Source organism: Chryseobacterium viscerum, from assembly GCF_002899945.2.
GTDB lineage: Bacteria > Bacteroidota > Bacteroidia > Flavobacteriales > Weeksellaceae > Chryseobacterium > Chryseobacterium viscerum.
Map to the genome: position 1 here is coordinate 327,866 of NZ_PPEG02000008.1, position 21,481 is coordinate 349,346.

The 21,481-nt window shown below is 35.1% G+C and carries 17 protein-coding genes and 1 tRNA gene; 13 read left to right on the plus strand and 5 right to left on the minus strand.

Translation table 11 applies throughout. The features are described 5' to 3' along the window. Positions 1–39 precede the first annotated feature (39 nt). From C1634_RS19580 to C1634_RS19610, 7 genes are all read left to right on the plus strand, one after another. Entirely contained in the window at positions 40–1,218 is a 1,179-nt protein-coding gene (locus C1634_RS19580; RefSeq protein WP_109738998.1) for a thiolase family protein, read from the plus strand. A gap of 57 nt (positions 1,219–1,275) precedes the next feature. Continuing rightward, a complete protein-coding gene (locus C1634_RS19585; protein WP_103233942.1) occupies positions 1,276–1,644 on the plus strand; it encodes a four helix bundle protein in 369 nt (122 codons plus the stop codon). Between the two features lie 115 nt (positions 1,645–1,759). Then, positions 1,760–3,535, plus strand: coding sequence for an acyl-CoA dehydrogenase family protein (locus C1634_RS19590; RefSeq protein WP_109738999.1), 1,776 nt, complete (start codon positions 1,760–1,762; stop codon positions 3,533–3,535). A gap of 147 nt (positions 3,536–3,682) precedes the next feature. Then, entirely contained in the window at positions 3,683–3,997 is a 315-nt protein-coding gene (locus C1634_RS19595; protein ID WP_123921512.1) for a hypothetical protein, read from the plus strand. A 29-nt stretch (positions 3,998–4,026) separates the two neighbouring features. Continuing rightward, a complete protein-coding gene (locus tag C1634_RS19600) occupies positions 4,027–4,362 on the plus strand; it encodes a YegP family protein (RefSeq protein WP_109739001.1) in 336 nt (111 codons plus the stop codon). 80 nt (positions 4,363–4,442) lie between these two features. Next, positions 4,443–4,889, plus strand: a complete 447-nt coding sequence (locus tag C1634_RS19605) for a phosphohydrolase (protein ID WP_103232957.1) — start codon at positions 4,443–4,445, stop codon at positions 4,887–4,889. A gap of 12 nt (positions 4,890–4,901) precedes the next feature. Next, a complete protein-coding gene (locus tag C1634_RS19610) occupies positions 4,902–6,950 on the plus strand; it encodes a M48 family metallopeptidase (protein ID WP_109739002.1) in 2,049 nt (682 codons plus the stop codon). Here C1634_RS19610 and C1634_RS19615 read toward each other — a convergent pair. Then, entirely contained in the window at positions 6,947–7,663 is a 717-nt protein-coding gene (locus C1634_RS19615) for a DUF2490 domain-containing protein (RefSeq protein WP_109739003.1), read from the minus strand. The two genes, C1634_RS19610 and C1634_RS19615, sit on opposite strands and share 4 nt — an antisense overlap. 71 nt (positions 7,664–7,734) lie before the next feature. After that, positions 7,735–9,546: a TonB-dependent receptor plug domain-containing protein gene (locus C1634_RS19620; RefSeq protein WP_109739004.1), complete on the minus strand. Its 1,812-nt coding sequence runs from the start codon at positions 9,544–9,546 to the stop codon at positions 7,735–7,737. A gap of 643 nt (positions 9,547–10,189) precedes the next feature. On the opposite strand from C1634_RS19620, the gene uvrA reads away from it, so the two are divergent. The 5 genes from uvrA (at position 10,190) to C1634_RS19650 (ending at position 15,539) form a co-directional block, all read left to right on the plus strand. Beyond that, positions 10,190–12,982 carry an excinuclease ABC subunit UvrA gene (gene uvrA / locus C1634_RS19630; RefSeq protein WP_109739005.1) on the plus strand — a complete coding sequence of 931 codons (2,793 nt, stop codon included), beginning with the start codon at positions 10,190–10,192 and terminating at the stop codon, positions 12,980–12,982. Positions 12,983–13,077: 95 nt separating this feature from the next. Beyond that, positions 13,078–13,845: a methyltransferase domain-containing protein gene (locus C1634_RS19635; RefSeq protein ID WP_103232953.1), complete on the plus strand. Its 768-nt coding sequence runs from the start codon at positions 13,078–13,080 to the stop codon at positions 13,843–13,845. Positions 13,846–13,970: 125 nt separating this feature from the next. After that, positions 13,971–14,204: a hypothetical protein gene (locus C1634_RS19640; RefSeq protein ID WP_103232952.1), complete on the plus strand. Its 234-nt coding sequence runs from the start codon at positions 13,971–13,973 to the stop codon at positions 14,202–14,204. A 106-nt stretch (positions 14,205–14,310) separates the two neighbouring features. After that, the gene (locus C1634_RS19645; RefSeq protein ID WP_103232951.1) at positions 14,311–15,084 is read left to right on the plus strand and encodes an alpha/beta hydrolase; all 774 of its coding nucleotides are present in this window, start codon (positions 14,311–14,313) and stop codon (positions 15,082–15,084) included. A 380-nt stretch (positions 15,085–15,464) separates the two neighbouring features. Then, positions 15,465–15,539: transfer RNA gene (locus tag C1634_RS19650), tRNA-Arg, on the plus strand. A gap of 102 nt (positions 15,540–15,641) precedes the next feature. Here the strand turns inward: C1634_RS19650 and C1634_RS19655 are convergent. The 3 genes from C1634_RS19655 to C1634_RS19665 all read right to left on the minus strand — a co-directional run bounded on the left by C1634_RS19655 (position 15,642) and on the right by C1634_RS19665 (position 20,355). After that, on the minus strand, positions 15,642–15,971 hold the full coding sequence (locus C1634_RS19655) for a transposase (RefSeq protein WP_103232950.1): 330 nt from the start codon (positions 15,969–15,971) through the stop codon (positions 15,642–15,644). Between the two features lie 623 nt (positions 15,972–16,594). Then, positions 16,595–18,310 carry a hypothetical protein gene (locus C1634_RS19660; RefSeq protein WP_103232949.1) on the minus strand — a complete coding sequence of 572 codons (1,716 nt, stop codon included), beginning with the start codon at positions 18,308–18,310 and terminating at the stop codon, positions 16,595–16,597. 548 nt (positions 18,311–18,858) lie between these two features. Then, the gene (locus C1634_RS19665) at positions 18,859–20,355 is read right to left on the minus strand and encodes a helix-turn-helix domain-containing protein (protein WP_165835363.1); all 1,497 of its coding nucleotides are present in this window, start codon (positions 20,353–20,355) and stop codon (positions 18,859–18,861) included. A gap of 553 nt (positions 20,356–20,908) precedes the next feature. Here C1634_RS19665 and C1634_RS19670 point away from each other — a divergent pair. Further along, complete coding sequence (locus C1634_RS19670; protein ID WP_228410116.1) at positions 20,909–21,367, plus strand: hypothetical protein; 459 nt, start codon at positions 20,909–20,911, stop codon at positions 21,365–21,367. Positions 21,368–21,481 lie beyond the last annotated feature (114 nt).

The window sequence follows — 21,481 nt, forward strand, 5'->3', positions numbered from 1 at the left end:
GCAAAAAACTTTCAAAAAATAATTTTAATTAATAAAAATATGAAACAAGCATATATAGTAAAAGGATTTAGAACAGCAGTAGGAAAAGCGCCAAAAGGTTCTCTGCGTTTTACCCGTCCTGATGTCATGGCGGCTACCGTTATTGAAAAATTAATGGCTGAGCTCCCACAATTAGATAAAAATAGAATTGATGACCTTATCGTAGGAAATGCAATGCCGGAAGCTGAACAGGGGCTGAACGTTGCACGTCTTATCTCTTTGATGGGATTAAATACCGATAAAGTTCCGGGAGTAACCGTAAACCGATACTGTGCTTCAGGAAGTGAAGCCATTGCAATTGCTTCTGCAAAAATTCAGGCTGGAATGGCAGATTGTATCATCGCTGGTGGTACAGAATCAATGTCATACATCCCAATGGGAGGTTACAAGCCTGTTCCTGAAACAGATATCGCAAAAACAAACCCTGATTATTATTGGGGAATGGGCTACACTGCGGAAGAAGTAGCTAAACAATACAATATTACAAGAGAAGAACAGGATCAGTTCGCTTTTGAATCTCATATGAAAGCTTTAAAAGCCAATCAGGAAGGAAGATTTGCCAACCAGATTGTTTCGATTCCTGTAGAATATAATTTTCTGGATGAAAATCAGAAAATGCAGACTAAAAAGTTTGATTTTTCAGTAGATGAGGGCCCTAGAGCAGATACTTCATTGGCTGGTTTGACTAAATTAAGACCTGTATTTAAAAACGGAGGAAGCGTAACAGCCGGAAACTCTTCTCAAATGAGTGATGGAGCAGCTTTCGTAATGGTAATGAGTGAGGAAATGGTAAAAGAATTAGGATTGGAGCCTGAAGCAAGATTAGTTGCTTATGCTGCAGCCGGATTAGAGCCAAGAATCATGGGAATGGGACCTATCTATGCTATTCCAAAAGCGTTAAAACAAGCAGGTTTAGAATTAAAAGATATCGAGTTGATCGAACTTAACGAAGCGTTTGCCTCTCAATCGGTTGCCATTAAGAAAGAATTAGGTTTAAATCCTGACATTTTAAACGTAAACGGAGGAGCCATCGCTCTTGGACACCCGCTTGGATGTACAGGAACAAAGCTAACCGTTCAACTTCTTGATGAAATGAGAAAACGTGGCAACAAGTACGGAATGGTTTCTATGTGTGTAGGAACAGGACAAGGTGCGGCTTCTATTTTTGAACTTCTATAAATAGATAAATAAGAAAATAGACGGATAGATAATAGAAGGTAAAGACACAAGAAATGAATGAATGATTTTAAAAGACACAATTTTAAGAAGCTTAAAATTTGGCAAATGGGTATGGAATTATCAAGATTAACTTTAGATCTTACAGATACTTTCCCAACTTATGAAAAATATGGACTGAAAAGTCAAATGGATAGATGCGTTATCTCAATTCCATCAAATATAGCCGAAGGTTCAAGCAGAACAAATAAGTCTTTTAGTCACTTTTTAGATATTTCTTTAGGTTCTTCATTTGAATTGCAAACACAAATATTGTTGGCAAATCATAGAAAATATTTATCCAACGAAAAAACTGAAATCTTTGAAATTAAAATTGAAGAATTTCAAAAAGCAACAATGGTATTTCAGAATACTTTAAATAGGGATTAATAAGAGTAAAGACAAAGAGAAAATAGACGGATAGAAAATAGACCACAATAACAATCTATCATCTATCCGTCTATTATCTAAGTGTCTTAAAAAAATTTAAATAACAAAATAACATATGGCTACATTAAAAGGCGGGGAATTCCTAATCAAACAAATTCCTGCAAACGAAATTTTCAGTCTTGAAGAACTGAGTGAAGAACAAAAAATGCTTCGTGATTCTGCGAAGGAATTTATAGATAGAGAAGTGATTCCACATCATGACCGTTTTGAGAAAAAAGACTATGAATTGACCGAAAAAACAATGCGTCAGTTAGGTGAAATGGGACTTTTGGGAATTACTGTTCCTGAAGAATATGGTGGTCTTGGAATGGGATTTGTGAGCACGATGTTGGCTTGTGATTATGTTTCAGGAGGAAATGGATCATTAGCAACAGCTTATGGAGCACATACTGGAATCGGGACTCTTCCAACTCTTCTTTACGGAAGCGAGGAATTAAAAAAGAAATATCTTCCCGATTTGGCTACAGGAACAAAATTTGGAGCCTATTGTTTGACCGAGCCGGATGCCGGATCTGATGCCAACTCAGGAAAGACAAGAGCAAAATTGTCTGATGACGGAAAACATTACATCATCAACGGACAAAAAATGTGGATTTCCAATGCTGGTTTTGCTGATACTTTCACTTTATTTGCTAAAATAAATGATGATAAAAATATTACAGGTTTTGTCATCAACCGTTCAGAATTGGAAGATCCAAACAGCTTATCTTTTGGTGAAGAAGAGCATAAATTAGGAATCCGCTCCTCTTCTACTCGTCAGGTTTTCTTTAATGATATGAAAGTGCCTGTCGAAAATATGTTGGGTGAAAGAAACAATGGTTTCAAAATCGCTTTGAACGCATTAAATGTTGGTAGAATTAAGTTAGCTGCTGCAAATCTTGACGGACAAAGAAGAATTTTAAACCACTCTATTCAGTATGCAAACGAAAGAAAACAATTTGGAGTTTCCATTTCAACTTTTGGGGCTATCAGAAAGAAAATTGCTGAAATGTCAACCGGAGTTTTCGTAAGTGAAGCGGGTTCTTACCGTTTAGCAAAAAATGTAGAAGATAAAATCGCTGAATTGGTTGCCGGAGGAATGGATCATCAACAAGCTGAATTGAAAGGGGTTGAAGAGTTTGCAGTTGAAGCTTCTATCTTAAAAGTTTTCGTGTCTGATCTTACTCAAAATACAGCCGATGAAGGAATTCAGATCTATGGTGGAATGGGATTCTCAGAAGATACTCCGATGGAATCTGCCTGGAGAGACGCAAGAATTGGAAGAATTTATGAAGGTACCAACGAAATCAACAGACTTTTGGCTGTAGGAATGCTTATTAAAAGAGCAATGAAGGGTGAATTGGACCTTTTATCTCCTGCAATGGCAATCAGCAAAGAATTGATGGGTATCCCTTCATTTGAAGTTCCTGATTATTCAGAATTCATGAGTGAGGAAAAGGCAATTATCGCCAATCTTAAGAAAGTATTCTTAATGGTTTCCGGAGCTGCTCTTCAGAAATATATGATGGATATTGAGAAACAACAGCATTTATTATTGAATGCATCTGAAATCCTAAACCAAATCTACATGGCAGAATCTGCAGTTTTAAGAGCTGAAAAACATTTCTCTGCTGATTCTGTGGAAGCTGCAATGGCTCAATTAAATCTTTACAAAGCTATCGACAAAATCATTTCTGCGGCAAAAGAAGGAATTGTTTCTTTCGCGGAAGGTGACGAACAGAGAATGATGCTTTCCGGATTAAGAAGATTCACAAAGTATACTAATCAGCCAAATGTAGTGGCTTTAACTGAAAAAGTTGCGGCTCATTACATTGAAAAAGGAGCTTATTAGTCTTTAACAACATAAATTTGATTTAGCGTCTCAGTTTTTGAGGCGCTTTTGTTTTGCCACCTGCCTGCTATGATTATCATTGAATTTCAGAGCATTCAATCGTTTTATTAAAAAAAAATGCTATTTTTATTTAAAATTAACAAACACATGAAAACATTATTATTTCCCCTACTTCTTATTTCAGCTGTATTGACGGCACAAAAAAGGGAAAAATTAATCCCTATCCCCAAAACAGATACTGTCAAGATTCTAAAGAATGGAAAATTCCCAGGATACCTCGCGTTGAAATCCGATCAACCAGAGCAAGGATTTTATAAGATGTTGATAAAAAAACCTGGTGATACGGCCTTATATCTCGCTCTGAAAGAACCGGGAAAGGACCATTCGCAATATAAAATTTTAAATGCCATTACCCCTGATAAGCTTCAGGTGAATCCAAAAAAACTAATACCATCTAAATAATTACAACACCAAACTCAAAAACGATTATCATGGGAAAATTCATTATCTCGAAGAGAGTAAACGGCGACTTTCAGTTTAACCTTAAAGCCGGAAACGGACAGGTTATTTTAACCAGCCAGGGATACAGCACAAAACCATCCTGCGAAAGCGGAATAGGGTCTGTAAAAAACAATGCACAGGAAGATTCAAAGTTTGAAAGAAATACCGCCAATGACGGCAGATGTTATTTTAATCTTAAAGCTGGAAACGGGCAAATCATAGGAACCAGCCAGATGTACGAATCTGATAACGGCATGGAAAACGGAATAGAATCTGTAAAAAACAATGCCCCACATGCTCATATAGAGGATGACGCCAATTTGTAAAATCATCTGAAAATAATTTTACTAAAAATGCTTTATTTTTTAAGGCATTTTTTATTTTTGTATTCTATTTTTCATTAGAAATGACCAAAGAAGAATTACTGAATAGAGCAATCAAAATTGCCGATAAGGCTCATAAAGGACAAACCGACAAATACCATGCTCCCTACATCGGCCACGTGATGCGGGTGATGAATTATGGTAAAACACTGGATGAAAAGATCGTAGGTGTTCTTCACGATGTTGTAGAGGACCATCCGCAGGAATTCAGCCTGGATTATTTAAGATCTGAAGGGTTTCCTGAATACATTATTTTCGCCATCAGCTGTCTTACGAAGTTTGATCCCGAAGAAGATTACGATGACTTCATTAAGAGAACGGAAAGGTCTCTTCTCTCTGTTGCCGTAAAACTGAATGACCTGCGTGATAATATGGACCTTAGAAGAGTAAACAGAGAGCTTACTCCGAAGGATATCAAAAGATTCAACAAATACCTGAAAGCCTATCGTTATCTGATAGAGAAATATTAATAAAAAACACACATGACTAATAACCTGCCCAAAATTTCATCAGCTTATCAATCTAAGCTGATCTCCGCCATTGTATCTGTTTCAGTTTTTTTCCTGATCTATCTGATACTCATACTTGCTTCTCTTCTAATGGTATTTTTATTAGGATATGGAGTAGTAAAAATGTTAAGCGTTTCTATCAACTATTTTACTGTTTTAGGGGCGGCAGGATTACTAAGTGTTGGAGTTTTTGTCTTTATCTTTCTCGTTAAATTTATTTTCAAAAAAAATCACTACAGTACGCGTCATTTGCTGGAAGTTAACAGATCTCATCAGCCTGAATTGTTTGCTATTATTGATGAAATTGTAGCAGAAACAAATGTGAAAGCTCCCCAAAAAGTTTTTCTTTCTCCGGATGTAAATGCCAGTGTAAGCTATAATTCTATTTTCTGGAGTATGTTTCTGCCGGTAAAGAAAAATCTAACAATTGGCGTTGGCCTCATCAACTCTACAAGTGTAGGAGAATTAAGAACAATTCTGGCTCACGAATTTGGACATTTCTCTCAAAAAAGCATGAAAGTCGGCGGTTATGTGAACCAGGCTGAAAAAATAATTTTTGAAACGGTTTACAATAATAAAGATTATGAAAACTTCATTTTGGAATTTTCAGGAGGGAACGCCATTTTTAAAATTTTCGGCCTTATTTCAGTCAGTTTCATCAATGCATTTCAATCTGTTCTTAAAAGTATCTCCACTTTTCTTTTCAAAAATCATGCTTCCCTGCAAAGAGAAATGGAATACCATGCGGATGCCATTTCAACTTATATTACCAACCCTGAAGAGCAGTCTTCCTCTTTATTAAGGCTGGAATTAAGCGATCTGGCTTTCAACCATTCTTTTAATTTTTATGTTGAAAGTAATCAAAAATATCTTCCAAAAGATCTGTATAAAAATCAGATTTCTTTAATGAAAATTTTATCAGAAAGAAATAATCATCCTTACATAAACGGGCTTCCCAAAATAGATGCTGAAGATCTTACCCGCTATAATAAATCCAGAATAGAAATTGAAGATCAGTGGACCTCACATCCCGATATTTTAAAAAGAATTGAAAGGATTAAAACAAACGAAACCAGAAATACGGGTACAGACCACAGATACGCAAAAGAGATCATCAGCGGATATGATAAAATCTGCGAAATTATGACCTCAAAATACCTGACTTTACGCATGGTAAAAAACGTAGGAGAAGTAATAGAGGATGAAACTTTCATCAGGCTTTATCTGGATAACACTATCTATCAGAACTTCAGTGCGAATTTCAATGGATATTATGAAAGACATCATCCAATTATAGAAAATATTGAGTCTATAATTTCCGACACTGCCTTTCATCATGATACAGATCTTTTCAGTGACAAAAAAGTATCTTTAGTTTACGAAAAATCAGGAGTAGAAAGTGATATTCAGACATTACAATATCTGGTTTCATATCCGAAAGAAATAAAAACATTCAGATTTAATGGCAGCTTATACAAAGCAAAAGATGCTGCAAGCCTTATTCCAAAACTGGAAAACGAACTGAAAAGGGTAAAAGAAGAACTTCTGGAAAATGACAAAGCAATTTTTCAGCATTACTACAGTATTTCCAATGAAGATATTAGGAAAGAGCTCCTTAGCAAGTACAAGAATTTTGCAGTAATTGATAAGGAATTTGATGATTTTCAGAAAAGTCTTAATGACTTCACAGTATACCTTCAGTTTATGGCAGTTACTTTACCCTTTGAAGAAATCCGTAAACACAGAGCCAAGCTGTTGAAAGCAGAAGAACCTTTTAAACTAAAAACTAAAGAACTGATCGAAAAATCAGCTTATAAAGAAGCTTTAAAGACTGAAGATAAAAACATTTTACAAGAATTTGTAAACTCTGAATACATTTATTTCAACAAAGACAAATACCTTGAGCATGAAGTAAATGCCATCTCATTAGTGATTGAAAAATATCAGGCATTACTGAATGATCATTATCTTAATTCTAAACTTGAGCTGTTAACTTTTCAGTCAGGATTAAATAAGGATTAATCCGCACCCGGAAAATCGTAAGTCTTCGTGTGATGATCTGTTCCGTCGATGTTGATGTTTAAAGCAAGGTAAACGAAATGTAAATTTTTGTTTCCTTTCGCTTCAAATTCACGCTGCCAAAGATATCCGCTCACGATTCCAAAATAATCATCGATCTGATAGCCGAAACCGCCATAGACTCTGTTTCTGGCAAAAGTAGGCTTCATCGGAGTTACAAAGAAAACTTCATCGTAGGCATTCGCAAAAACAGTTCCTTTCTTGATGGTTTTTGCATTTAAAGGGACACTTACGTTCAGACGGTATCTGTAACGCATTCTTTGGGAGGTCAGATCTGTTTTGGGCTCGTAGAACCAGCTCTTTTCAGCTCGGAAACGGTTTTCAAATTTTACGATACCTTTCTTGATATCAATAACGTCCTGAAGCCATACCCTGAACTCCTCTCTGCTTAAGCTGTGCTCTTTATAATTGACATATCTTCCTAGCCCTACAAAAGGTTTGTGATTTTTGGTAAGATTATACCCTAAGCCCCCTTTTATCTCATAGTAATCTGGGTAGGTATAATCTTCGTTACCACGCATCTGCCCTTCGGCATAGAGGAAAAATTTCGGATGAAACTTGTAGGTCAGAGTCACTGCATTGAAGCTGGAGATGTGCTCCTGTGCTTTAAAAAAAGAAATTCCAAGTAGTAAACCTAATCCTAAAAGACGTTTCATAAAAAATTTTTGCAAATGTATATTTTTTAACAATTTGTTAATATTAACTTTCATTAATATTAAATTAACACCTACTTAATATTAATTGTATAAGAAAATCCAATGTGGAACCACCTTTGAGGCATTGCTACCCCAAATGCTTCTGTGTATTGTGTGTTGGTAATATTGTTAATCAATACATACACCGAATAGTCTTTTTTAGCAAAGCTTAGTTTCTCATCTACAAGATTATAGGTTCCCAGATTTACTCTTTCATTATACCTGTAAACAAGCTCATTGGTAAAATTTTTCAGGAATTTCACCTCTAATTTAGAAATAAACTGGTGTCTCAGATTGTCCAGAATATACCTTGAAACCAAGCCATTCTTTTCTTCATATTTGCTGTCGATATAAGTATATCCAACCGTATATTTTAACCAATCCATCGGTCTGTGACTCCACTCGGCTTCAATTCCTTTGGTTCTGATATCTCCTACATTTTCTGCAAACCAGATTTTATCATTGATGTCTTTTTTCACCCAGTCAATAGAATTGCTGGAATTCCTTAAAAACCCACTGATTTTGGCTAAAATCTTACTATTCTGATATTGATATCCAACCTCGGATGAAACGGCATTTTCAGGGCGTAAGTCTGGATTTCCCTGCTCCGTTTTACTCATGTAATAAAGATCCGTAAAAGTCGGGATGCGGTGTACTTTAGCGATATTTCCGTATACTTTATGATTAGGATTGAAGTTATACCCTACATCAAGCCCCGGATAGAAGAAGTTTCCTTCTTTAGAATAATTAGCCCATGAAATTCCCGGAGTAATATTCAGTTTTTTATCCAGTAATGAAAAATGATGTTCAAAGAAAACCTGAGATACAAAACGGTTTCTGTTTCCCAAATTACTGCTGGCTAAAAACTCCTTTCTCAGCTCTACTCCTACTCCTGTGGTTCCTAATCCCCATTGGTAGCTGGAATTCACTTCACCTCCTACATTATTCCCGATATGCATATTCCTGTAAATACCAGGATTCCATCGGTCAAAAAGATACATATCCTGCCCTCTTCTCCAATATACATTAGAATTAAGTTTCAGCTTTCCAAAAGTCTGCTGATGTGCTACACTGACGATAGAAGCCTGTGTCTCCTCATACTGTTTTGTAGCAGTGCTGGAAGCATAAAATCCATTGGCCCCGAATTTCTTTTCTGAAAAACCTGCCTGTACTCTTACATCTCCGTTTTTGATATTCAGTTTCCCCTGATAGAAAACATTTCTGATCTCGTAATCAGTATTGAACATATACCCCTCTGAAGAAGCAGAATTCGCCTGAAGGGAATTGGTGAATTTTTCATTTCCTATCTGCGCATTGAACCCAAGGCCATAGGTACTGTAATCCCCTCCGTCAGCACTTATTTTCACTCTTTTTCCGGGAGTTGTCTTGGTAATGATATTGATTACCCCGGCATACGCATTCTGCCCGAAACGTCTGGCAGCCGGTCCTTTTATGATTTCTATTCTTTCTACGTCATCCAGATCTACCGGAATATTCATATTATTATGTCCGGTCTGGGAGTCGTTCATTCTGATACCATTCAGAAGCAGCAGAACCTGTTCAAAAGAGCTTCCACGGAAACTGATATCACTCTGCACCCCATTGGCTCCCCGCCTTCTGATATCCATTCCCGGTACCTGCTGAAGAATTTCGTCTATACTTTTAGCCGGAGAATTCACAATATCTTCCCTCGTGATAACACTGATATTCTGATTGGCACTTTTATAAGGTGTAGAAATGAATTTTCCCTGAAATTCGATGATTTCAATATCCGTTGTCTTTTCCTGTGCACTTACCCAAAGTAGAGATCCCAGAAAAAAAACACTTCCTATCTTTTTGATCATAATCGGTTCCGTAGTTTTCTTTAATAACAGGTTCCAAAAGTAAGGGAGTTCAACAAGACAGACAAATGATACTTGTCATAAAAAAAGATGCAGCATAATGCTGCATCTGTGTGAGGGAGTAGTTCTATCTTTTTCTCATTAAATGTGTAACTAGATCTCTGAATAATTTTCTCATTTCTCTATTACATATTTATGAATACAATTTTAAATAATTTTAAAACATAAAACAATACTTTAGTAAAAAATCATAATGTAATTTATAAAACTCCATAAAACACTGTAATATAAATAGTAAAACTAGAATAAGTCCACAAAACGCATCTCATTTCTCGATTTCCAATGCATACTATTTCCATTTTGTCCGTCTAGTGTAAGCTTCATTATAATAATTTTTAACAATAAGATATAGATAAAATTTTCAGTAAAAATTCGTAATTTTGTGGGTCTTAATTTTACAATGGGAAGATTCTTTTTCAACTGTATTTCTCGCATCATTCTTACAAAATGCTGTCATAGAAGACCGGATGAATTCAGGAATAGATATAAGAGTTCAATTGATGACCGCCCTGGAGTATTCTGAGGCAAAACACCATTATACTGGCAGTCCTTACTCCTGCACAGTTACTTTATGAATAAACAAAATATGGCTAAAACAGCAGAAATAGACATAAAAAAACAGATTTTTGTTAAGAATGCACATCTTAACAATCTGAAACATATAGATGTCCTGATCCCGAAAAACAAACTGATTGTGATTACAGGAGTTTCAGGAAGCGGTAAATCGTCTTTGGCTTTTGATACGATCTATGCAGAAGGACAGAGAAGATATGTTGAAAGTTTAAGTTCTTATGCACGTCAATTTTTGGGTAAATTAGAAAAACCAAAAGTAGATGACATTAAAGGGCTTGCCCCATCTATTGCCATCCAGCAGAAGGTAATCTCTTCCAATCCTCGTTCTACTGTAGGAACTTCTACGGAGATCTATGATTATATGAAGCTTTTATTTGCAAGGATCGGGAAAACTTTTTCTCCGGTTTCGGGTGAAGAAGTAAAGAAGGATTCGGTTTCTGATGTTGTCGATTTCATTAAAGCATCCAAAAAAGATAGTTCTTTCCTATTAACAGCACCTTTGGAATATGATGCTGACAATTTTAAAGAAACTTTAAATATTTTAAAACTGGCAGGTTTCACAAGACTTGAGATCAGTGGAAATGTAGCCGGAATCGAAGATCTGGAAAGCTTTGGATTTGCTCCGGAAAAAGGGATGCAGATCAATCTTGTGATTGACCGTTTTTCTTATGAAGAAGATGAAAGCTTTTTGCAAAGACTTGCGGATTCTATTCAGATGGCATTCTATGAAGGACGCGGCTATTGCTCATTAAAAAATACGGATACTGAAAAAGTAAAAGAATTCTCCAATAAATTCGAACTGGATGGGATGGAATTCCTTGAGCCGAATGTTCATTTTTTCAGCTTCAATAATCCATACGGAGCATGTCCGGCATGTGAAGGATACGGAAAAGTAATCGGAATTGACGAAGATCTTGTAGTTCCCAACAAAACTTTATCCATCTACGAAGATGCTGTTGTATGCTGGAGAGGGGAAACCATGAGTGAATGGAAAAAAGACTTCATCAAAAAAGCTGGTGACTTCCCTATTCATAAGCCTTATCACCAATTAACAAAAGAACAGAAAAACTTCCTTTGGAAAGGTGACGGAAAAAGTAATTTCCCATGCATCAACAATTTCTTCAAAATGCTTGAAGAAAACCTCTATAAAATCCAGTACAGAGTAATGCTTTCCCGCTACAGAGGAAAAACGCTTTGTCCTACCTGCGAAGGGTTAAGACTTCGTGAGGAAACCACCTGGGTAAAAGTAGACGGGCACAATATCCAATCGATGATTGAACTTCCTTTGGATGAACTGGCACCGCTAATTAATGGATTAAAACTTTCAGAACACGATAAAGAGGTTGCAAAACGATTATTATATGAAATCACAACCCGTCTGGAATTTTTATTAAAAGTAGGGTTAGGATATTTAACATTAAACAGGACTTCCAATACTCTTTCTGGAGGAGAAAGTCAGAGAATCAACCTGGCAACAAGCTTAGGAAGTTCTTTGGTAGGTTCTATTTATATCCTTGACGAACCTTCTATAGGACTCCATTCAAAAGATACTGAAAACCTGATCGAAGTATTGAAAAATCTTCGTGATCTTGGTAATACCGTGATTGTTGTAGAACATGACGAAGATGTCATGAGAGCTGCTGACTATATCATTGATATTGGTCCTGAAGCTGGTTATCTTGGTGGAGAACTGGTATTTGCAGGAGATTATAAAGATCTGAAAAAAGCCAACACCCTTACTTCAGAATATCTTACCGGAAGACTGGAGATAGAAGTTCCGAAGAAGCGAAGAAAAGCAAAAGAATGGATCTACATCAAAGGAGCCCGTCAGAACAACCTTAAAAATATAGACGTAGACGTTCCTTTGGAAAGTCTGGTCGTGATTTCAGGAGTTTCCGGAAGTGGTAAATCTACTTTGATGAAGGAAATTTTGACCAACGATATTCAGATCCAATTGGGAATGGGGGGTAAAAAAGGAGATTATGATTCTGTTGAATTCCCGAAAAAACTGATCAAAAACATTGAACTGATCGATCAGAATCCAATTGGAAAATCATCCCGTTCAAACCCTGTTACTTATCTAAAAGCTTACGACGATATCCGTGATCTTTTTGCGAAGCAGAAAGTAGCAAAAATGATGGGTTACAAGCCTAAACATTTTTCTTTCAACGTAGATGGCGGAAGATGTGATGAGTGTAAAGGAGAAGGCGTGATCAACGTTTCTATGCAGTTCATGGCAGACATCGAGCTGGAGTGTGAAGTTTGCAAAGGCACCCGATTCAAGAATGAGATCCTGGAAGTAAGGTTTGATGAGAAAAATATCTCGGATATCCTTCACATGACGGTAGATGAAGCATTGGAATTCTTTAAAGACAATAATGAAACGAAGATCGTAACAAAGCTGAAGCCTCTACAAGAAGTAGGTCTGGGCTACCTACAGCTGGGACAAAGCTCTTCTACTCTTTCCGGCGGTGAAGCACAGCGTGTAAAACTGGCTTCATTCCTTGTAAAAGGGGTTACAACGGATAAAACATTATTTATCTTTGACGAACCTTCCACAGGACTTCACTTCCATGATATTCAGAAATTATTGAAATCATTGCAAGCCCTGATTGATCTTGGGCATTCGGTGATTGTTATTGAGCACCAGCCTGATATCATCAAATGTGCTGATTACATTATTGATATCGGTCCGGAAGCAGGAAAACACGGTGGAGAAATTGTATTTACAGGAACACCTGAAGATCTGGCAAAAAATAAAAAGTCTTATACAGCAAAATACATCAAGGAAAAGCTTGAACAATAAATTAAAAGCGACTGTTTTAGAAACAGTCGCTTTTTTTTGAACTTATTTTACGATAGATTCTCTTATCTTTATATGATCATTTCAAAATTATTTTTATGCCTTGGAATCCCGAATTATATGATCAGTATAAAGATATACGTTACAAACCTTTTTACGATTTAGCCACATTAATTAAGCCTGAAAACAATATAAAAGCTATTGACCTTGGCTGTGGTACTGGTGAACAAACTTCAATTTTAACAGAAAAACTGACAGGTTCTACATTTTTGGGGATCGATTCATCAGCGGAAATGCTTGAAAAATCTAAAAAATATGAACATGAGAATCTACACTTTAAACTTCAGACTATTGAAGAAACGGCACAGTCTGATCAAAAATGGGATCTTGTTTTCAGTAATGCAGCGCTACAATGGGCGGATGATCATGAAACATTATTTCCTAAAATCATTGGACTGCTATCTCCTGCAGGGCAGTTAGCGATCCAGATGCCCGTTCAGAAAGAAAATATCCTGAATCAGATTCTAACGGAAATGGCAGATGAAGAACCTTATGCATCACAGTTAAATCATTTCAACCGTGATTCCCCGGTGCTTTCAATGGATGATTATGCACAGATACTGTTTGACAACGAAATTCAGGACATTGAAATATTCCAGAAGGTCTATCCTATCATTGCAGATGATTACGAGGCTTTATATGAATTTATTTCAGGAACGGCATTATTGCCTTATTTAGAACGTTTGGAAGGAGAACAAAAAGAAAGTTTTATTACCGAATTTAAATCGCGCATAGCCCAAAGATTTACAAAATATCCGGCTATCTATGCATTTAAGCGCATCCTGATGTACGGCCGTAAAAAATAAAAAATATTCTAAATAATACCTGATTCATAGTAGTATTCATTAGGAGATTTCAATGAAATAAATCCCATCAATGAGTATTATATTTTTTCATACATTCGCAGTTAACCTATTCAAAATCAATTGCTATGAAAAATTTAAAAAAATTAAAGAGAAATCATTTACTATTGATAAACGGAGGTGATTTTCCTTACGCAGACTGCGATGTTGAAGGAAGATGTCCGGCAGTATCAGGATCATACTATTGCTCCGGAGGAATCTGCTACAGGTCTACAGGTGGCGGAACTCCGGGAGGAAACTGCCATGAACCTATGCGTGACTGCATGGAATGGGAAACCGGATGCGGATGTGTATACTCATAAAATAATTGATTGAATCAATTGAGGAGCGGTTTTCTATCGCTCTTTTTTATTATTTTTATCAAAATTTTTAGTGAAAAATAGTTTCCTGTGACCTAATCATTCCTTCATGCAGTATAAAAAAAATCTTTTCATTTTTCCCATCTTTCTGTTTTTGATCAATTGTTCAGTCAATAAAAACACAGACCTCGTTACTGATTACGAAATAAAACTGGATACGCTAACCCTATTTGATCAAAGCCGAAACCGTAAGATTCCCGTTGCCTTATACAGCCCTAAGACCAATAAAAAGATCCTGAACCAGCAGATTGTTATCTTCAATCATGGATATGGTTTCAATAAAGGCGGAGATTATTTTGTATATTCTTACTTAACAGAAAAGTTAGCTTCTAAAGGATATTTTACGGTAAGCATTCAGCATGAGCTTACCACCGATAGCCTGCTGCCGGTAGAAGGCAATTTACAGATCGTAAGAAGACCTTTCTGGCAAAATGGTTCGGATAATATTCTTTTTGTACTTCATGAACTTAAGAAGACAAACCCGGAACTCGATTATAAACATCTTACATTAATAGGTCATTCCAATGGTGGTGATATGGCTGCATTATTCGGTAATCAGCATCCAAACCTGGTATATAAACTGATCACAATGGATAACCGGAGAATGTTCCTGCCAAGAACTTCTGTTCCTAAAATTTATACGCTACGTTCCAATGATTATCCGGCAGATGAAGGAGTATTGCCGGGTGAAGAGGAGCAGAAAAAGTATCATATCACTGTACAGCAAACTTCAATCAATCACGGTCATATGGACAATAAAGGAAATGATGAAGAGAAAAAAGTCTTAAATGATTTTGTTTTAAAATATCTCTCTGAACAGTAGTTTTTCAGATGCTCACAAGTTATCCACAATTTTTTGTGGATAACTTGTGAATTTTAACATTAAATTCATATTTCGTATTAAAATTATTACTACATTTACTATGTAATAAACATCGAAGTGGAAACTTTATTTGCTTTTCTTACTACTATTGAAATTGCAATTAAATTTGAAATAAAAATTTAAGCACAGCATTGTCGGCTGTGCTTTTTTATTGTTGTCTAATTAAAAAAATGAGATGTATTTATCTACTGGATCTGCCTCTAAAGGGCAGATTCTTTTATTTCAGCATCTTTTTCAATCTGCAGCTAGCCCCTATCCTTTCCATTCATATATTGATCATTACTATGTTTCAGAATAATTTGTAATTTTAATAGTTAAAAGGCCTCATAGTTCAATGGATAGAATAGAAGTTTCCTAAACTTTAGATCCAAGTTCGATTCTTGGTGGGGCTACCAATCATCTGTCCTTTCATATACATTCCTGAATACATGGCGATCAAAATACAAGATCGCATATTGATAAATAAGGCTGAAGCAAAATAGGTAAAAATTGAACATTTACATTTTCATTTTCTTCCATTTTGCAAGAGTATTTCTACTTATTCTAAAGTGGTTAGCTGTTTGTACATTATTGAGTTGGTTTGTTATCTGATATTTTAAAATATACTGGACTGTCTCCTGATCATAAGCCCTAAATTTTTGATTACTTTCTGAAAGGTTTGATTCTATATCACTGCCAAATATGTATGAATTTAACATGATAACATCCTTAGTTGTAAGCTTTTTCTTTTGAAGCAAGGAATGGCATTTTTCTTTCTTTTCAGGATGTTTATACTTAATAATATCCTGGAAAATTTTTTTATAATTAGGTGATTGATCATTTTCCATATTCTGTTCTCATATATTTTACTTCTACTCCATCTTTTTTAAAAACCAGACCTATTGTTCTTTTTTACCATACCAGGCTTTAATTAGTATAAAGCACAGCATTCCATTATTATATTCATATCTATCATTGTTTCACTTCCTTCTTTGTCTTCCCATAATATTTAACATTTTCAATGTCCTTTTTTTAAATTGTTCTTTCTTTTTTCAAGTGAAATATAAGGCTGTAAAACTATGATGCTATAGAAAGACAAGCAATACAATAGCTATTACAATTCGCGAATAGTAACAGTACAATACTCATCTATGATAGGAATTTTGTGTTTGCCATTTTTGAACATGAGTATCAAACCCATTCTCTTAGATTTTAAAAACTTCTTAAGGAGTTCTAATAACCCCCTAAGAAGTTCACCAAAAAAATATTATTATGAAAAAAATAGTTTTCAATAGATAAAATTATGACTAACCGGTCGCCACTGCAAGAAAAAGCCTGTCACTATTCGAGAATAATGACAGACTTGAGCATATAAAAATTACAATCTTGTGATTTTTTCAGCGCCCAATTTTCTTATCACATATCTGCATTACGTAAAGCTTCCAGAGTGTTTAAAATAAGAATCAATAGTTTATTGTATTGGCTGATAGGTAATTGATGATTCATCCCAATCAAATCTAACATCGAAAGACACCAGCCCCCCAGTACTGGAAACATTATCTGCAAGTAAGTAATACGTCTTGTTGGCACCACTGGTATTGTTCACCCCCAGATCTCCTCTTACCATTCCTCTTTCTTCAGATTTTCCGAAGCCTGCTGAGGCTAATTTAGGCAGCATTGCATCAGATGAAAAGCTTCCAATGTTAAGATCTCTTGTAGTATCTCCCAGTCTGAATCGGATAAAATTACTTCCTTTACTATAGATATCTGCTGCTGAATTCATAAATTCCAATCCTAGTGTTACGTTTATTAACCATTTTCCGGGAGGTAATGTTATAGGAACTCCCGTATATTTTGCCATGTTATTGTTATTTGCAGGATGGGTATAGGTTATTGAAGGGATAGATAAGGGTCGAAAAGAAATAGCTACTGATTTCCATATTCCTACTCCATCGGCATCAGAAGTCAGTACTTTTCCAGTGTCCTGAGTACCATCTACAATCTTTATAGCACCATTTCTCGTTCCGTTATTGATTTCAAAAGCGCCGTTAGTCTTTAAGGTTTTGGCAGAAAAATTACCATCTATCAAAGGAGTTATTGTACTGCTATTTGCAATAATAAGACGATTATTCAATACATAGCCTGATGATGATGTTCCAGCCTCATATCCTATCACTATATTCCCATCTCCATTAATATTGGATGCTGCATTAGTGCCCAGAATTGTATTTTGTGATCCTTTACCTGATCTTAAAGCACCATAGCCTACCGCTACATTATCACTTCCTGTACTGTTCTGTGTAAGAGCATAGTTTCCCAATGCTGTATTATTCTGGCCAGTAGAATTTGCCGCAAGGGACACATATCCAACAGCAACATTTTCAGAGCCATCTGTATTGCTTTCCAAAGACTGCACTCCAACTGAAGTATTGAAACTACCCGTTGTGTTGAGTCTTGAACTAAACCTGCCAACTGCTGTATTGCTGAGCCCTGAAATATTGCTAAAAAGTGAAAAAGTACCCAAAGCGGTATTATAGTTTCCAGTGGTAGAACTGCTTAACGTTCCCAGTCCTATAGAAACATTTTCATCCCCGGTAGTATTGGATTGTAAAGCTTCAGATCCAACGGCTGTATTATATCTTCCAGTTGTCACACTTTTTAAAGCAGATACCCCCATTGCAGTATTATATACCCCTGACCCCAAAGGATTGAGAGCTTCATATCCAAAAGCAGTGTTTTTATCACTAATAATTCCTGACCGCATATTATTTCTTTTAAAAATAAGATCCTGATTATCCTTGGTTCCTATAAAATGAATATTGGGATCAGTGCCGGTATTTCCATCTATATTCCATGAATTTTCTTTTATTTTCATCCATTTTACACCATCAAAATAGTAATATCCCGGTGTATCAATATTTTCAGTTTTACTACCGGCCTCTTTGGAGGACACTCCCACTGTGGCAAAGATTATTGTTCCTACCTGATCAGCACCATAGTGTGCATCTGCAGATTTGATCTCGTCTCCTGTAAGCTTAGGAAAAATAACACCCTCAGGGCTGCTTCCATCTGATGTCTTCGCTGTAATATCCAAAGTTGCTCTAGGAGTTGGAGTATTGATCCCCACTTGGGAATACATGAATGATGAAAAGGTAAGGAGACCTATAAAAACAAGATTTCTTTTCATTGTGATAAATTTTAAAGGTTGTATAACTAAAAATTGGAATTAAGATTCTCTGCACTTATAATTTTGAATAAAAGTTCTCTGGGGAGATTCATAAAATGACCCAAAGAATAACAAAGCAGATCTCTTGAAAGGTAAATTCTCCTTCATTATTTGTGGGGTGCAAAAATATATTGAAGATTTTGACAAAACAAGAAATAGCCTGTTACTATTCGAGAATACTAACAGTCCAAATAACAAAACAAAATAATAGTAATCAATCACTTACACTAATAAAACCACAAATAACTCATACTTTTAGAATTGGACTACTATTTAATTAAAAAGCATTCAACATCCATATATCTGGTCTGAAAAACGGACTTTATTTTCTTTCAAACAGCAAGGGAGTGAATATTAAGTTTATCAAGAAGTAGAGATTGTATTGTACATTCAACTTCTACAAACAATAAGCGGAGATGTTTCAAACCCCCGCTTATTGTTTTGTTCTATTTTACAATCATAACCTGAACTTCCACAGCATTCACAAGAATATGGTACTGCTAAATCTTTCATTCTTTCTTGTCTCTTTTCTGCAGTTGCGAAATAAAATCAGAAGGTGAAATATCCATTTGTTTTTTAAATATATTCGCAAATCTGCTATGGGAAGAATAACCACATATTTCTGCCAAATGACTTATTTTATAATTTCGGTAAACAGGTTCTGTGTAGAGCTTTTTTGTGATATAACTAATCCTGTTCTGATTAATATAATCACTGAAATCAACACCTCTGTGTTTTCTTATAATATAGGAAAGATATTTTGTATTGGTATTAAGATAAGAAGCCATCGTAGGTCTTGAAATATTTTGGTCCAGATATAATTTCTGTTGTTCAAAATTTTTCATACGTCCTACCAGTTCTTCTTCTTTTTCTGCACTGATGTTTAGAGAAGAATCTTCTTCTTTCGTATTCTTTTCCGTATAGTTCTGCTCTGTTACAATGATAACAGAACTATCCGCAGCCCCATCTTTCTCAGCATTTAATTGATTAATAATCTTTTCAAATTGAAATTTGATTTTCTTTTTCTGTTGTTTATAATAAACAAATAAACTTATAACAAAGAGGGCTAATAATATGGATACAAAAATCAATACATACATGTATCTCTCGAATTTATTTTTCCTTGCTTGCTCTTCTTTAAAATCCTGATCAGCAAGGGTAACTAATTCATTTCTTTTAAGAAAGTCAATGGAATCTTTAAGTTGATTGATTTCATGCAGCCCTTGATAATCATTGACTTGCCTGTAATATTTCCTAAGATCATTGATGACCCAATCACTTATTTCCTCATTCTTATTGGCAAAGGCTATCTCTTTTGCTTTTAACAGATATAGTTTTGCTTCATCATAGTTTTTCTGTTTTAAGGCTATATTTCCCAATCCTCTGTAAAGTATTGCACTTTCATTGTAATACGATTTTATTTTCGATTTTCTGAAATTTTCTTCAGCTTTATGAAAAGTATAATGTGCAGAATCAAGGCTGTTTTTCTGGACATATACTTCACCTAGTTTAAGCTGTGATCTTCCCAGAAGATAATTTTTTATATCGTTTTCAGGAATGGTTTCGAGGTAAGATTGGTTATTTTTAATGTTTTTTATAAAACCTACTGTATCTTTATCTGCAATTTTCCGCAACGCTTCCGTTTCAAGCATCATTGCATAAATAAATTTACTTTCCGGTGAATCCGATAAAGATTTACTCGCAGCCATAGCCCTATCCATAAACTGTCTGCTTGCATCTTTCAGATTGAGTTTTAAGTATTCTGCAGCAAGACGATCATTGGCCAGCGTTTCCCAGTCGGCAAGACCTGCTTTCTTACTCATAGAGTCAACTTTCTTCCAATACAAGATAGCCTTACTGGCACTTAGCTTCCGGGAATAAGCAGAAGCAATAACTACTACTGATTTTATCTTTTGAACCTCCGTTTCTGATTTCTTATACAGAGAATCACCTGTTTTAAGCATTCTATCTACCTGCCCTTGTCTAAATGAACGAAAGTATGCCACATCAAATTCCTTATCTTTTTTATTTTGAGATTTTATTGTTATACTGAGTAACAAAAAAGAAATGAATAAGTATAGAGGTTTATTAATCATAATTTTTTTTCAACAAGTTTTTGATTTAAAAGCAAATAGAACAACAAATTACTTCAAAAAGAAATAATCTGGATCGCAATTATAAAGAATTATCTATTACAAATGTAAGTCTTTTTTGAACCTTTCAATTTCTTTATTTGGCATCGTAATAGAGCTCATAATGGAATAAAATTAACAATACTAAATTAGCATGAATAATGAAATATAATATATACAACTTAATTTCCATGAATATTATAGAAATCCGCTATATGAATGAAAAATATTTAATTTGAAACTAACTTTAAAATTTAGACTTATCTTATTTTTGATCAGGTATCAGCCATTGAAATATTTACAAAAAACGATGCCCTCATCAGCCAATAAAAGCAAAAACCACATGTATAAAGTTGATCTGTATTTTTAAAGAAAAATTTATTTAACTTTTCACCTTGTTCAATTCAAAAAACCAACCTCACAGATTATGCTGAATGACTACAAAAAACACGAATTATTTGGAAAGACTTTAATACAAAAAATTGATCTGGCAACACCATTTAGATTTGATTTCCCGGTTTCCGAGCAAGCCTGTTTTCTGTATGTCCTCAATGGAGAATTTCAATATAAAATAGATGATCAGGAACTTGATATCTCTACCCATTATTCTCTGTTTCTCAACTGTATCAGCTCTGGAAAGCATATTCAAAATTCCAGGTCAGAGGATCATTGTCAGATCGTGATCGTTACCTTCTATCCGGAAATACTGAAAAAAATCTACGATAGAGAAATCCCCTTATTGCTTCAGAAGCCTGTCAATATGGTTTCGAATAAATCAAGCGAGAAAATAAGTAACGATTTCCTCATTCAAAAATATGTAGAAGGATTACTTTTTTATTTTGAAAATCCTTCACTCATTAACGAAGATATCTTAGAGCCTGTTTAAATTTTGTTCAATAATATTTTAATAGCTGATAGTTTGACCATATTTTCAGAATTTTCCATTAGCAATTCATAATTTCGGCAAAGTCTTCTGTCATTATCAAACCAAGAAAAAGTT

What these genes read in the sequence shown, in the direction of transcription:
- C1634_RS19580 (WP_109738998.1), top strand. Translation starts at nt 40, where the DNA reads ATGAAACAAGCATATATAGTAAAAGGATTTAGAACAGCAGTAGGAAAA.
- C1634_RS19585 (WP_103233942.1), top strand. Translation starts at nt 1,276, where the DNA reads ATGAATGATTTTAAAAGACACAATTTTAAGAAGCTTAAAATTTGGCAA.
- C1634_RS19590 (WP_109738999.1), top strand. Translation starts at nt 1,760, where the DNA reads ATGGCTACATTAAAAGGCGGGGAATTCCTAATCAAACAAATTCCTGCA.
- C1634_RS19595 (WP_123921512.1), top strand. Translation starts at nt 3,683, where the DNA reads ATGAAAACATTATTATTTCCCCTACTTCTTATTTCAGCTGTATTGACG.
- C1634_RS19600 (WP_109739001.1), top strand. Translation starts at nt 4,027, where the DNA reads ATGGGAAAATTCATTATCTCGAAGAGAGTAAACGGCGACTTTCAGTTT.
- C1634_RS19605 (WP_103232957.1), top strand. Translation starts at nt 4,443, where the DNA reads ATGACCAAAGAAGAATTACTGAATAGAGCAATCAAAATTGCCGATAAG.
- C1634_RS19610 (WP_109739002.1), top strand. Translation starts at nt 4,902, where the DNA reads ATGACTAATAACCTGCCCAAAATTTCATCAGCTTATCAATCTAAGCTG.
- C1634_RS19615 (WP_109739003.1), bottom strand. Translation starts at nt 7,663, where the DNA reads ATGAAACGTCTTTTAGGATTAGGTTTACTACTTGGAATTTCTTTTTTT.
- C1634_RS19620 (WP_109739004.1), bottom strand. Translation starts at nt 9,546, where the DNA reads ATGATCAAAAAGATAGGAAGTGTTTTTTTTCTGGGATCTCTACTTTGG.
- uvrA (WP_109739005.1), top strand. Translation starts at nt 10,190, where the DNA reads ATGGCTAAAACAGCAGAAATAGACATAAAAAAACAGATTTTTGTTAAG.
- C1634_RS19635 (WP_103232953.1), top strand. Translation starts at nt 13,078, where the DNA reads ATGCCTTGGAATCCCGAATTATATGATCAGTATAAAGATATACGTTAC.
- C1634_RS19640 (WP_103232952.1), top strand. Translation starts at nt 13,971, where the DNA reads ATGAAAAATTTAAAAAAATTAAAGAGAAATCATTTACTATTGATAAAC.
- C1634_RS19645 (WP_103232951.1), top strand. Translation starts at nt 14,311, where the DNA reads ATGCAGTATAAAAAAAATCTTTTCATTTTTCCCATCTTTCTGTTTTTG.
- C1634_RS19655 (WP_103232950.1), bottom strand. Translation starts at nt 15,971, where the DNA reads ATGGAAAATGATCAATCACCTAATTATAAAAAAATTTTCCAGGATATT.
- C1634_RS19660 (WP_103232949.1), bottom strand. Translation starts at nt 18,310, where the DNA reads ATGAAAAGAAATCTTGTTTTTATAGGTCTCCTTACCTTTTCATCATTC.
- C1634_RS19670 (WP_228410116.1), top strand. Translation starts at nt 20,909, where the DNA reads ATGCTGAATGACTACAAAAAACACGAATTATTTGGAAAGACTTTAATA.